12 protein-coding genes are annotated in these 12,146 nt (G+C 72.7%); 5 read left to right on the top strand and 7 right to left on the bottom strand.

What is annotated here, in order from left to right:
• Positions 1–30: 30 nt before the first annotated feature.
• Both OHA21_RS23695 and OHA21_RS23690 read left to right on the top strand, forming a co-directional pair.
• Entirely contained in the window at positions 31–435 is a 405-nt protein-coding gene (locus OHA21_RS23695) for a hypothetical protein (protein WP_328477120.1), read from the top strand.
• Positions 432–2,255 carry an MFS transporter gene (locus tag OHA21_RS23690; RefSeq protein WP_328477118.1) on the top strand — a complete coding sequence of 608 codons (1,824 nt, stop codon included), beginning with the start codon at positions 432–434 and terminating at the stop codon, positions 2,253–2,255. The genes OHA21_RS23695 and OHA21_RS23690 overlap by 4 nt, the downstream gene beginning before the upstream one ends.
• On the opposite strand, the gene OHA21_RS23685 is transcribed toward OHA21_RS23690, so the two are convergent.
• Complete coding sequence (locus OHA21_RS23685; protein WP_328477116.1) at positions 2,252–2,692, bottom strand: hypothetical protein; 441 nt, start codon at positions 2,690–2,692, stop codon at positions 2,252–2,254. The genes OHA21_RS23690 and OHA21_RS23685 overlap by 4 nt on opposite strands.
• A 43-nt stretch (positions 2,693–2,735) precedes the next feature.
• The gene (locus tag OHA21_RS23680; RefSeq protein ID WP_328477114.1) at positions 2,736–3,569 is read right to left on the bottom strand and encodes a class I SAM-dependent methyltransferase; all 834 of its coding nucleotides are present in this window, start codon (positions 3,567–3,569) and stop codon (positions 2,736–2,738) included.
• A 47-nt stretch (positions 3,570–3,616) separates the two neighbouring features.
• On the opposite strand from OHA21_RS23680, the gene OHA21_RS23675 reads away from it, so the two are divergent.
• A complete protein-coding gene (locus OHA21_RS23675) occupies positions 3,617–4,183 on the top strand; it encodes a helix-turn-helix domain-containing protein (RefSeq protein WP_328477112.1) in 567 nt (188 codons plus the stop codon).
• A gap of 432 nt (positions 4,184–4,615) precedes the next feature.
• On the opposite strand, the gene OHA21_RS23670 is transcribed toward OHA21_RS23675, so the two are convergent.
• Genes OHA21_RS23670 through OHA21_RS23660 form a run of 3 tightly spaced genes read right to left on the bottom strand, consistent with a single transcriptional unit; the run spans position 4,616 to position 7,650 of the window.
• Positions 4,616–5,629 carry a LacI family DNA-binding transcriptional regulator gene (locus OHA21_RS23670; protein WP_328477110.1) on the bottom strand — a complete coding sequence of 338 codons (1,014 nt, stop codon included), beginning with the start codon at positions 5,627–5,629 and terminating at the stop codon, positions 4,616–4,618.
• Positions 5,630–5,638: 9 nt separating this feature from the next.
• Positions 5,639–6,646: a type I glyceraldehyde-3-phosphate dehydrogenase gene (gene gap / locus OHA21_RS23665; protein WP_328477108.1), complete on the bottom strand. Its 1,008-nt coding sequence runs from the start codon at positions 6,644–6,646 to the stop codon at positions 5,639–5,641.
• 5 nt (positions 6,647–6,651) lie between these two features.
• A complete protein-coding gene (locus OHA21_RS23660) occupies positions 6,652–7,650 on the bottom strand; it encodes a GlxA family transcriptional regulator (protein ID WP_328477106.1) in 999 nt (332 codons plus the stop codon).
• A 162-nt stretch (positions 7,651–7,812) separates the two neighbouring features.
• On the opposite strand from OHA21_RS23660, the gene OHA21_RS23655 reads away from it, so the two are divergent.
• Entirely contained in the window at positions 7,813–8,823 is a 1,011-nt protein-coding gene (locus tag OHA21_RS23655) for a LacI family DNA-binding transcriptional regulator (RefSeq protein ID WP_328477104.1), read from the top strand.
• Positions 8,824–8,827: 4 nt separating this feature from the next.
• Here OHA21_RS23655 and OHA21_RS23650 read toward each other — a convergent pair whose 3' ends face one another.
• A complete protein-coding gene (locus OHA21_RS23650) occupies positions 8,828–10,201 on the bottom strand; it encodes a serine/threonine-protein kinase (protein ID WP_328477102.1) in 1,374 nt (457 codons plus the stop codon).
• A 217-nt stretch (positions 10,202–10,418) separates the two neighbouring features.
• On the opposite strand from OHA21_RS23650, the gene OHA21_RS23645 reads away from it, so the two are divergent.
• Complete coding sequence (locus OHA21_RS23645; RefSeq protein ID WP_328477100.1) at positions 10,419–11,024, top strand: hypothetical protein; 606 nt, start codon at positions 10,419–10,421, stop codon at positions 11,022–11,024.
• Between the two features lie 64 nt (positions 11,025–11,088).
• Here the strand turns inward: OHA21_RS23645 and OHA21_RS23640 are convergent, their stop codons facing one another.
• Positions 11,089–12,123 carry a hypothetical protein gene (locus OHA21_RS23640; RefSeq protein WP_328477098.1) on the bottom strand — a complete coding sequence of 345 codons (1,035 nt, stop codon included), beginning with the start codon at positions 12,121–12,123 and terminating at the stop codon, positions 11,089–11,091.
• Between the last annotated feature and the right edge of the window lie 23 nt (positions 12,124–12,146).

The following is a 12,146-nucleotide window of genomic DNA, read 5'->3' as shown; positions in this document are numbered from 1 at the left end:
GCCAGCAGGAGCCGTAGAGAGGAAGCTGTCGTGCCGTTCGCCCACACCGGGACAGATGCCGTCCGAGCCGGCGGCAGCGTCGTGGTCTACCTGTCGGTGAGCCTGCGTTCGCGGCTTCGTGCGCACGCCGCGGCGACCGGGCGGTCGCACACCCAGCTCGTCTTCGACGCGCTCAACGCCACCCACGATCGGCTCGGTGACCTGGTCGCGGTCAGTGGGCCGGCGGCGGTCGCGGACGGCATCTTCGTGGCGCAGCGTACGGGCCGCCGGCAGCACTCCGAGGACCAGGTGCAGGTGTCGATCCGCCCGAATCCCGCCAACCTCGCCGTCATCGACAGCCTCGCCACCCGGCACACCGCCGGCAACCGATCCGCGTTGATCGCGACCGCGCTCGACGAGTTCCTCCCCGCCGTGTCGAAAGGCGTTCCCGCGTGAAGCAGTACAACGATCTGATCGCGGACTTCTGGCGCGACTACGCCGCCCTGCTCATGCTCGCCGCCGGCCTGGCCGGCCTGATCGCCCTCGTCGGGCTGGGCATCTGGGCGAAACGGTCGCGTAAGCCGCTGCGCCCGATCGCCCTGGCGTTCAGCATGAACCTGGCGCTGCTGCTCAACGCCGAGGGCATGTGGGTCATCGCGATCGACCAGCTCAAGCTGCCGAAGGTGTTCGCCGTACTGGTCTTCGCGGTCTTCGAGATCTGCTTCCTGACCGCGACCTCGCTGGCCGCCGAGCAGTATCGGCGGACCACGGTGTACGGGCCGGACGGAAAGATCGTCACGCCGGGTCACCCCGGGCCGATGCTCTGGATCGCCGCCCTGATCGCGGCGATCTCCGGCATCATCGTGGCGAGCAACGCGGTCACCGGCACCGAGAAACTGCTGCGTCTGGCCGTACCGTGCGTGATCTTCCTGATGTGGTGGGCGGCGCTGACCGCGGCCGGGCAGCGGGTGCGGCGCGGCCGGTTCGCCTACAGCCCGCGCCGGCTAGCCGAGCGCTGGGGCTGGCTGATCCCGGACGACGACCCCGACCTGGTGCGGATGGCGGCGGAACGGCAGGTACGCCGGATGGTCGTCAACCACCACCGGGTGAGTGGCGCCCGCTGGCCGAAGTCGTGGTGGCGGTCCCGGCTGCTCAAGGATGCCCGCACCGCGGGGGAGCCGGTCGTGCAGGACGTGGTCGAGCAGCTCGCCCGGATCCAGCGCGTGATGGACCTGCTGGTGCCGGGCGGCGAGCGGTTCGTCGCTCCGGCGCCGGCCCTGCTGCCCACGGGGGAGAAGGCCGAGCCGGTCGTGGCCGCGCCGGTGGAGACCCCGGACCGGGAGGACCCGGCACCGGCGGTGCCGATGGTCCAGCCGGTCCAGTTCATGCAGCCGGTGCAGCCGGTGGCGACCGAGCCGGAGACGATGCCGGAGGCCGTCGTGACAAGCGCCCTGGACGTGCCCGCGCCGCGCCGGCCCGCCGAGGACGAGGCCGGGAACGCGCCCGTGACGGCTGTCGCGCCGGTCTCGCCGGCGGCCCCGGCCGTGCCCTCGTGGGCCTCGACCCCGACCGGGGCGCGACCCGCAGTGAGCATCGTCGGGTCGCCGTGGTGGCGGCTGGCGGTGCAGAACCTGAGCCGGCTCCTGGCCCGCGAGTCCACCCCGGACGAGCTCCTGGAGATGAGCTATCTGCAGGTCACCGAACTGGCCCGCACCTTGGCGCCGAAGGTTCCGGAGCTCGGCGAGGGCGTCGTGCGCGCGTTCGTCATCGACTACGTCCGGGAGCTGAGCGGCGAGCACGGCGAGGCGGCGTACCCCTGGCGTGATCTCCTGCCGGAGCCCGCCCTCGCGCCGAAGGGTTCGCCCGCCTGGCTGGCGGGCCTCGAAGCGCTGCGCAGCGCCCTCGAGGAGGAGATCGGCCAGGGTGAGCCGCGGGATCCGCGGGAGCTGGCCGAGTTGCTCGCGCCCAGCGCGCCGCGCCTGGACGACGTGACGATCCGCGGGTTCGTGGCCGACTATCTGCTCGCGCTGGGCGGTCAGAGCGGGCCGGGCAGCGCCGAGGAATGGCAGCATCTGCTGCCCCGCCCGCAGAGCGGACGGGGAGCTTCGGACGAGGAGATCCTTGAGGTGTACGGCCCGCAGCTCGACGACGTCCTGCGGAGCACCGGGCGCCTCAGCCGGTACCGGGTGCAGTCCCTGACCGGGGTGAAGAGCCGGGTGCAGGCCGACCGGATCAAGGCCACGGTGGAGGAGCGGGCCGCAGCGCCGGTGAGCTAGGGCTGGTACGCGTGCCCGTAGTGATGCGGGTGCACGAGGGGGTCCGCGCCGACCACGAAGTCGACGACGTCCCAGAACTCGCGCACCCGCGGGTGGGCCAGCGCCTCCGCCCGGCTGAGTTTGTGGCCGAACATCGGGCTGTCCGGGGCCACCGAGGCCGCGTCGACAGCGGTGGCCGCCGGCAGCGGGTTGCCCTGGACCGGGCCGAACCGGCAGCCGAACGTGAGGTGGTCGTCGTGCGCGCCCTCACCCCACGTCCCGAAGACGACGTCGATCCACGACTCGCGCTCGCCGCCGTGGTCGTAGCAGGACGCGAAGAACACCGCGTACGGCGCGCCGTCGCGCGTCACCATGCACCAGGTCCGGCGGCTGGCGCCGTTGCAGCAGCCGCAGGCCTGGTCGGCGTTGCCACGGTATCTCTCATCGGTTCCGAGCATGCGCGGGATCATGCCGGGTGCGTCTGCGCCCGGCAACCCCGCCTCAGCCGGCGATCCAGACGTCCCGCGTGCTGCGCACGGTCAGGTCGTCGCGGTGGTCGAGGGAGGCCAGGACCCGGTCCAGGGCGGCCTGGTCGGCCGGGCTGAGCCGGTCGGACCGGAACCGCTGCAGGGCTGCCCGGGCGTACCGGACGGCGGCGGCCGGCAGCGGCGCGGTCAGCTCGACGTCGAGGGTGCGCTGCTCGCGGACGGTGAGGCCGGCGGCGGCCAGGCGCGTGTTCCAGTCCGAGCCGATGTGCGGCAGGTGCTCGTTGCGGATCTGTTCCGCGAGGGCGTGGCAGCGATCCTCCAGGCCGCCTTCGGCGCCCGGCGGCAGGAACCGCGGCATGTGCTCCATCTCGATCATGACCAGGAGGCCGCCGGGCCGCAGCGCGGCGCGGATCTCCCGAAGTACGCGGTCCGGATCGGCCATGTGGTGCATGGAGGAGGACGCCCACACCAGGTCGGCGGGGTCCACGTCGGGCCACTTCTCGTCCAGGTCGGCGCGCAGTGGTGTGATCCGCTGCGCCAGGCCGTGCCGGTGTGCGCTCCCGGTCAGGTGGCGCAGCATGTCGTCGGAGGTGTCCACGGCGGTGGCCGTCGCCGTGGGGAACTGCCGGAGCAGCGCGAACGTGCCGCTGCCGGTCCCGCTGCCCAGGTCCACGATGTGCCGGACGGGGTGGTCACCGGCGAGGTCGGCGACCCGCGTGGTCAGCTCGGCGAACTGGGCCGCGGACACCTCGGCGTCCAGGTCGAGCAGCTCCGGCAGGCCGGAGTCGCCGTGCGCGTGCCCGTGGTCGTGACCGGTGTGCCCGTGGTGGTGGTGTTCGTGTGCCATGGCTCGACTGTACGACTGACTTGCGGCAGGCGCATACAATCTTGCGTATGACGCAAGACGCTGAAGTGGACGCCCTGGTCCGGGCTCGGATCCGGGGACTGCGGATCGCCAAGGGCTGGTCCCTCGACGAGCTCGCGGCCCGCTGCTATCTCAGCGCCTCCACGCTCAGCCGGATCGAGACCGGCCACCGGCGGATCGGGCTGGACCAGCTCACCGCGATCGCCCGCGCGCTCGGCGCGAGCCTCGACGAGCTCGTGGAAACCGGCGACGAGGCCGTGGTGATCAAGCCGCACCATCATCCGGAGCGGGGGATCACCACCTGGGTGCTCAGCCACGCGCCGGGCGGCAAGGGGATGACGGTGGCGCGGATCCGGCTGACCCGGCCGCCGTCACGCGACCCGGAGGCGATGCGGGTGCACCCGGGACGGGACTGGTTCACGGTGCTGTCCGGCACTGTCGAGCTGTTGCTCGGCGACCGGACGGTCCTCGTCGAGGCCGGTCAGGCGGCCGCCTTCTCCACGATGATCCCGCACGCTTTCGGCGCCCGCGGCGGGCCGGCCGAGGTGATCACGATCCTCGACCACGACGGGGAACGCACCCACCTGACGACGTGACCGGCACCGCCTAGGCGCGGCGATTACCTGCGCGGCCGGCGGCCGGCCGGGCCGAGCCGACGGTGAGGCATGGAACAGGCTGACGGTTGCAGGCGTGGTCGACGGCTGGGCCCGGCCGGCCGCCGGCTGTGCAGGTATTAGCGGTCGGATTCCATGCGTGGTCGACGGCTGGGCCCGGCCGGCCGCCGGCTGCGCAGGTAATAGGGGCCGGATTCCATGCGTGGGTAGCGGCTGGATGGGTTGGGCCGACGGTGAGGCGTGGAATGGGCCGGCGGTTGCATGAGTGAGCGGCGGCTGGGGAAGGCGGCGAGCGGGGAGGCGGCGAGCGGGGAGGCGGCGAGCGGGGAGGCGGCGAGCGGAAAGGCGGGAGCGAGCGGAGCGAGCGGGAGGTGTGGATGCCTCTTGCGTGCGGCAGGGGGCGTAGCTCGTACCCTATCGGGGTTTTGCGCAGCTCTCGCGCCAGATGGTGGTGGCTTCGGCCGGTTCCGACCGGGGGTGTGGGTCGTCGCCCAGGGCGAGCGCCATGGCGCGTTCGCCCATCTCGACGAGCGGCAGCTTCACAGTGGTCAGGCTGGGGGTGACGTCGCGGGCGATCGGCATGTCGTCGAAGCCGGTGACCGAGATGTCGTCGGGAACGCGGACGCCGCGTTCGCGCAGGGCGGCCAGGGCGCCGACGGCCATGGAGTCGTTGAGCGCGACCAGGGCGGTCAGGCCGGGATCGGTGTCCAGCAGCTCGGCGGCGGCAACGGCGCCGCCGTCGCGGGTGAAGTCGGTGTAGACGATGCGGGACGGTGGCAGTTCGACGCCGAGCTCCTCGGCGGCCCGGCGGAAACCGGTGAGGCGGTCGGTGGTGGTGGTCAGCCAGCGCGGGCCGGCGATGACGGCGACCTCGCGGTGGCCCAGGCCGAGCAGGCGCAGGCCGAGCGCGTGGGCGCCGGCCTCGTTCGCCGGCAGGACCGCGCTGCCGACCAGGCGGTGCCGGCCGATCACCGCGACCCGGCCGCCGGCCTGCTGGTACGCGCCCAGCTCGGCGTTGAGCCGCTCGGTGAAAGCGTCGTCGTGGTAGCCGGAGCCGGCCAGGATCAGCGCGTGCACCTGCTGGGCGCGCAGCAGTGCGACGTACGCCAACTCCCGCTCCGGCTCCCGGTAGCTGTTGCAGATCACCAGGAGCCGGTCGTGCGCCCCGGCCTGCCGTTGCAGTCCCCGGGTGATCTCCGCGAAGTACGGGTCCGAGACGTCGTGGACGATCACGCCGACCGCCGACTTGCGGGGCCGGGCCACGTGCTGGGCGTGCGCGTTCGGCACGTAGTGCAGCTGCGCGACGGCAGCGAGGACCCGCTCGCGCAGGTCCTCGTTGACGCGCTTCGCACTGTCGTTGATCACGCGGGAGACGGTTGCCGGGGAGACCCCGGCGAGCCGGGCCACATCTGCGAGGGTGACCGCCATCGGCACAGTCTAGTGAAGATCGGCTCCCAGCAGGGTGAGGGTGTCGGCCACCCGGTTCGCGAAGCCCCACTCGTTGTCGTACCAGGCCACGGCCTTGACCAACCGGCCCTGCGCCGCGGTCAGCAGCGAGTCGAAGATCGATGAGGCCGGGTTGCCGGTGATGTCGGTGGAGACCAGCGGGTCGGTGGCGAACTCGAGGATGCCGCGCAGCGGCCCGGCGGCGGCCGCCTCGAACGCGCTGTTGATCTCCTCGACCGTGACCTCCCGGCTGACCAGGGCGTTCAGCTCGACCAGCGAGCCGACCGGGACTGGCACCCGGACGGAGTAGCCGCTCAGCTTGCCGGCGAGCCGGGGGAGCACGGTGCCGATCGCGGTGGCCGCGCCGGTGGTGGTCGGCGCGATGTTGAGTCCGGCGGCGCGGGCCCTTCGCAGGTCCCGGTGCGGGCCGTCCTGCAGGTTCTGCTCCTGGGTGTACGCGTGAATCGTCGTCATCGACCCCACCTCGATGCCGGCCAGGTCGTCCAGGACCGACGCGACCGGGGCGAGCCCGTTGGTGGTGCACGACGCGTTGGAGACCACGTCGTGCCGGGCCGGGTCGTAGTCGCCGTGGTTCAGCCCGTACGCGATGGTCAGGTCGGCGCCCTTCGACGGCGCGCTGACCAGGACCTTGCGGGCTCCGGCGGCGAGGTGGGCCCGGGCGTCGCCGGCGGCGGTGAACCGGCCGGTGGACTCCAGCGCCACGTCCACGCCGATGTCCTTCCAGCGCAGCCGGGACGGGTCACGTCCGGCCGAGACCTCGATCCGGTGGCCGTCGATCTGCAGGTGGTCGTCGTACGCCTCGACCCGTCCGGCGAACCGTCCCAGCGTGCTGTCGTAGCGCAGCAGGTGGGCCAGGGTCCGCGGGTCGCCCAGGTCGTTGATCGCGACGATCTCGACGCCGGCGCCCCGCTCGTGCACGGCCCGCAGGACATTGCGCCCGATCCGGCCGAATCCGTTGATTGCTACCCGTGTCGTCATGCCTTTCACTCTGCTGCGGCGACCGCCGTGCCGGCAGGCAGCGCAGCGCCAGGCTCCGCAAGGTTTCCGCCACTGAAGGTGCGCCGGTACTCGCTGGGCGACGTGCCGAGGATCCGCTGGAAGTGCATCCGCAGGTTGGCGCCGGTGCCGACACCGACCCGGGCGGCCACCTGATCCACCCCCAGATCGGTACGCTCCAGCAGCTCCCGGGCCAGGTCGACGCGGGCCCGCAGGATCCACTGCATCGGCGTGTACCCGGTGTCCTCGACGAACCGCCGCCCGAACGTGCGGGCCGACACCCGGGCGTGCCGGGCCAGCCGCTCCACGGTGAGCGGCTCGGCCAGGTGCCGCAGCGCCCATTCACGGGTCGCCGCGAACACGTCGCCGAGCGGTTCCGGCAGGGTGCGGGGCACGTACTGGGACTGGCCGCCGCTGCGGTACGGCGCCGCGACGATCACCCGGGCGATCGCGTTGGACGCCTTTACCCCGTGGTCGCGGCGGATGATGTGCAGGCACAGGTCGATCCCGGCGGCCACGCCGGCGGAGGTCAGCACCGGCCCCTCGTCGACGAACAGCACCCCGCCGTCGACCTGCACCTTCGGGTACTCGCGGGCCAGCGTCGGGGCCAGCTGCCAATGGGTGGTGGCCCGCCGGCCGTCCAGCAGCCCGGCCTGGGCCAGGGCGAACGCGCCGCCGCAGATCGACACCATCCGGGCGCCGCGGAAAGCGGCGTCGCGCAGCGCGTCGACGACCACCGGGGCGAGCGGCTGTGTCGAGTTCCGGAACCCGGGGACGATCACGGTGTCCGCCTCGGCCAGCGCCTCGAGGCCGGCCTCGACCACGAATCCGAGGCCGTCGCGGCCCTCGACCGGCCCGGCCCGCAGCGAGCAGTGCCGCAGCTCGTAGGGCAGGCCGTGCCTCGGGGCGAAGATCTGCGAGGTGATCCCGACGTCGAGGGGAGCGGCCCCGGGCATCACCAGCACCGCGATTCTGTGTGGTCGCACGCTCCCACTCTTGCCGGTCCCCGCCACGGGCGGAACTGGCGGCCCGGACACCCTCCGCAAAGATCCGGCCAAGCTTCTCGTGGGGATGGGGGCGACCTGGGGTTACCCGGCGGACTACTCTTCACGCGGGTGCGTCTGGTGACGCGGAAAGGACGGCCGGCGATGAGGGAGGATCGGATCCGCTCGACAGGGCGGCCGACGCTGGAGGAGGTCGCGGCCCGGGCCGGTGTCGGCCGCGGGACGGTGTCCCGTGTCGTCAACGGGTCGGCGCAGGTCAGCCCGAAGGCGCGGCAGGCGGTCCAGGACGCGATCGACGCGCTGGGTTATGTGCCGAACCGCGCGGCCCGCGCGCTGGTCACCCAGCGAACCGATTCGATTGCCCTGGTCGTCTTCGAGTCCGGCGAGCGGTTCTTCGCCGAGCCGTTCTTCGGCCGCATCGTGCAGTCGGTCTCGTCGGTGCTGGTCGCCCGCAACCTGCAGATGGTCCTGATGATCGCGCAGGCCCCCGAGGAGCGCCGCCAGCTGGAGGGCTACCTGACCCGCCAGCACGTCGACGGCGCGCTGCTGCTCTCGGTGCACGGCGACGACCCGCTGCCGGCGCTGCTGGAGGAGCGTGGCGTCCCGACCGTGCGGGTGGGCCGGCCGGTGCACCCGGAGCCGGTCAGCTACGTCGACGCCGACAACCGCGGTGGCGCCCGGGCCGCCGTCACCTACCTGCGTGAGCAGGGCCGGCGCTGCATCGCCACGATCACCGGCCCGCTGGACATGGCCGCCGGCATCGCGCGGTACGACGGCTATCGCGACGTGGTGGGCGAGGGCCCGGCCGCCCGCGGTGACTTCGGCGAGCTGAGCGGTGCCACCGCAATGGAGTGGCTGCTCAATCAGTACCCGCAGATCGACGCGGTGTTCGCCGCCTCGGACATGATGGCGGCCGGCGCGCTGCGGGTGCTGCGCCGCGCGGGCCGGCGGGTGCCGCAGGACGTCGCGGTCATCGGCTTCGACGACTCGGGTATCGCCCGGCACACCGATCCGCCGCTGACCAGTGTCTACCAGCCGATCGAGCAGATGGGCCAGGAGATGGTGCGGCTGCTGCTGTCCAAGCTCGACGGCGAGGAGCCGGCCGACCACGAGACGGTCCTGCCGACCCGGCTGATCCTGCGCGGGTCCGCGTAACGGCTCAGGCGCCGCTCACACCCCGCAGATCCCTCAGGCGGGACTGCAGGACCGAGGCCCGGGTCTCGGTCATCGCGCCCTCGCTGAGCCGCTGCCGCACCTTGCTGCTGAGCAGCTCCACCTGGTCGCCGACCTCCGCCGAGCCGCTGTCGATCTGACGGAGCAGATTCATCAGGTCGAGGGCGACGTCCGGCCGGATCTCGCCGAGCTCCTCACCCTTCTCGACCGCCGCGCGGACCCGGCTCAGCGCCGCGTCCAGGGTCAGCGTCGCGGTCGGCGTGGCTCTGGTGGTGGCGGCCGTCGGGGGCTCCGGCGCCGCCTTCGTGGTGACCGACGGCGCGGCCGACGGGGTGCCGGCCGGCGGGGCCTGCGCCACGTTGTCGTCGCCCTCCGGCCCGCCGACCGTGTTGATCAGAGCGATGAAGGCGGCGACGACCAGGACGAGGCCGGCGACGGCGCCGACCCGGCCGGCTGTCGACGACGGGCGGGCCGTGACCGGGATGACCCGGGCCAGGCCGGTCGGTGGTGGCTCGGGCAGCGGGATGGTGCTGCGGGCCGGTGAGGACGGGATCAGGCGGGCCAGTGTCCGGCGGGCCTCGGCGGCCGAGGGACGCCGGTGCGGCTCGTCCTGCAGGCACCGGGCGATCAGCTCCCGTAGCCGGGCAGGCAGGCCCTCGGGGAGCTGCGCGGGGCCGGACGCCTGGGCCGCGGCGAGCTCCTCCCAGGTGTCCACCGAGTACGGCGGCTCGCCGGCCACCATCTCGAACAGCAGCACACCCAGCCCGTACAGGTCGGTGGCGGGCTCGGCGGGTTTGCCGTCCAGGCGTTCGGGCGCCGCGTACGCCGGGGTGCCGAACGTGGCGCCGGTGTCGTCGTCGTCGGGCTCGCCGGCGGCGGCGCTGATCCCGAAGTCGAGCAGCTTGACGCCACCCGGGCAGAGCATCACGTTGCCCGGCTTGATGTCGCGGTGCACCACGCCGGCCGCGTGTGCGGCGGCGAGCGCCTCGGCGACGGCGGTGCCGATCGAGACCGCCTCGCCCCACGGGATCGGGCCGTCGACCAGCCGGGCCGCCACGGTCTCGCCGCTGAGCAGCTCCATCACCACGAACGGGGCCACCGAGCCGTCGGGGCGGACCGCCTCGCGGTAGTCGTGCACCGCGGCGATGCCGGGATGCGAGAGGCGGGCCGCCAGCCGGGCCTCGCGCCAGGCCAGATGCGCGGCACGGGTGTCACCGGCCGGGAGCTTGACCGCGACCGGCCGGTCCAGCAACTCGTCCACGGCCCGCCAGACTTGCGCCATGCCGCCGGTTTCCAGCAGCGTGACGAGGCGGTACCGCGAGGCCAGAAGGAGGCCCGGCGCCGGCCAAACATCGTGCATCCCAGGACATTCACCCAGTCGGACGACCATGTCAACTCCCGTGCTTCTCCTCACGTTGCGCATCGCCAGTCACAGAAGGGCCGAACGGGCGACTATCCGGCGCTATCCGTGAAAAGCGGCGGGAACCCGGTGCAACCATCCCGCAACCACAGCGACAACCGGATGGGACCCGGACGTCACCACGATGGAAACTCCCCCGAGTCGAGGAGTTCCACTCATGCGTATGCGCCGCACGGCCACCGCCATCGCCCTGTCCGTGGTCGTCACCGTCCCCGTCGTCGGCACCGGCGTGGCCGCGTTCGCCCAGAGCTCCTCGTCGTCCGCGGTCCAGATGGCGGCCGCGAAGAAGCCGGCCAAGAAGGAGCCCGCGAAGAAGAAGACGCCGGCCAAGAAGGTCACCTTCGCGGCGACCGGCACCGTGACCGCCGTCAAGGGCAGCACGGTGACCGTCGCGGTGAAGAGTGGCACCAAGGACGTCAAGGGCAAGACCGTGACGGTCACCGTGCCGGCCGGCGTCCGGGTCCTGCTCAACGGCAGGAAGGTCCAGGTGAGCGCGCTGGCCGCCGGCTTCAAGATCACCATCACCGGTACGGCCACCGGCGCCGTCTACACCGCTGCCAAAGTGCAGGCGACCGGCACGAAGAAGGTGGTCAAGCCGGCCCCCACGCCGACTCCTTCGGTGCCGCCCACGCCGGCCCCGTCGTCGGAGCCGGTCGACGAGCCCTCGGACGAGCCGACCGAAACCCCGACTGACGAGCCCACCAGCGAGCCGACTGACGAGCCGGTCGACGAGCCCGAGCCGATCGCCACTCCGGAGCTCTGACAGACTCCCGGCGACCGGCCCGCCCATCGCGCCATGACAATCGCGGGCGGGCCGGTCGCTGTGGTCAGTCGACCGTGGGCGGCAGCGTGCGCGCGGCCTCCCGCAGCGCCGCGGCCGCCGCGGTGTACGGGTTGTAGCTGTACGCCCGTGCCGGCGCCCCCGGAACCGTGAAGTACGCCGTGGCCAGCTTCGCCGGATCGGTGGCGATCTCACCGCGGCCCACCGTGTCGTTCCCGTCGTCCCAGCCCCACGGCGCGTTCGCCGAGTTGGTCCCGCACGACCAGGTGCCGGTGCCGCACCCGCCGCTGGTGTCCCCGGCGAACGTGCCGAGGCCGGCGAACAGGCTGCTGTTGTTGCGTTGCGCCCACAGTCCGCCGGACGCGAAGACGTCGACGAGCCGGTAGCGCACGTCCCGGTCGTTCGCACCGGACGGCGACTCGGCGACCGTCGACGGGTAGTAGACGATGCCGTCCCCGTTGATCGTGTACTGCGGGTACGCCTTCAGCCCATGTCCCTTGGCCTCCTGCGCGGTGACCGGGTGCGAGAACCCGTCGTGCGGTGACGACTGGAACTGCAGCGTGCCGTCGACCGTCTCGCCGCCGCCGGTCCAAGTGCTGCCGGCCGGCGTGTACGAGTAGAAGTCGCTGTGCGCCACCGTGACCGCCGCCCGCAGCGTCCCGTGGTCCGACCCGTCCCGCTCGACCACGAGCAGCACGCCTTCCCCGTCGTTCTCGTGCTCGGTCTCGAAGAACGGGTGGTCCACCCAGTCCCGCGGGTGGAAGAAGAGATAGGTCAGGTACCAGTGGGTGGCGGTCTCGGCCACCGAGTAGTAGGCGTGGGCGGCCGTCTCGCTCCCGGCGTTGTCCCAGTTGTCGCGGCCGTTCAGATTGCCGTCGAAGTCGTACCGGGTGATCATGTCGGCCTTGCCGCCGAGCGCGTGGGCGCCGGTGGCGTCCACGTCCTGGTAGTGGATCGGCGCCCAGCGCAGCGCCAGTTCGGCCCGGCTCACCGCCGCCTCGGCCGGCGCCGCGGTGAATGCCGCCGCCAGCAGCCCGACCGCGGCGGCCGCCGTCCAGCGACTCGTCCTCGACACGCCCATCGATGCCCCTCTCGCCAGCGAAT

The organism is Actinoplanes sp. NBC_00393 (genome assembly GCF_036053395.1).
Classification (GTDB): domain Bacteria; phylum Actinomycetota; class Actinomycetes; order Mycobacteriales; family Micromonosporaceae; genus Actinoplanes.
This window is presented reverse-complemented; position numbering and strand designations above follow the sequence as displayed.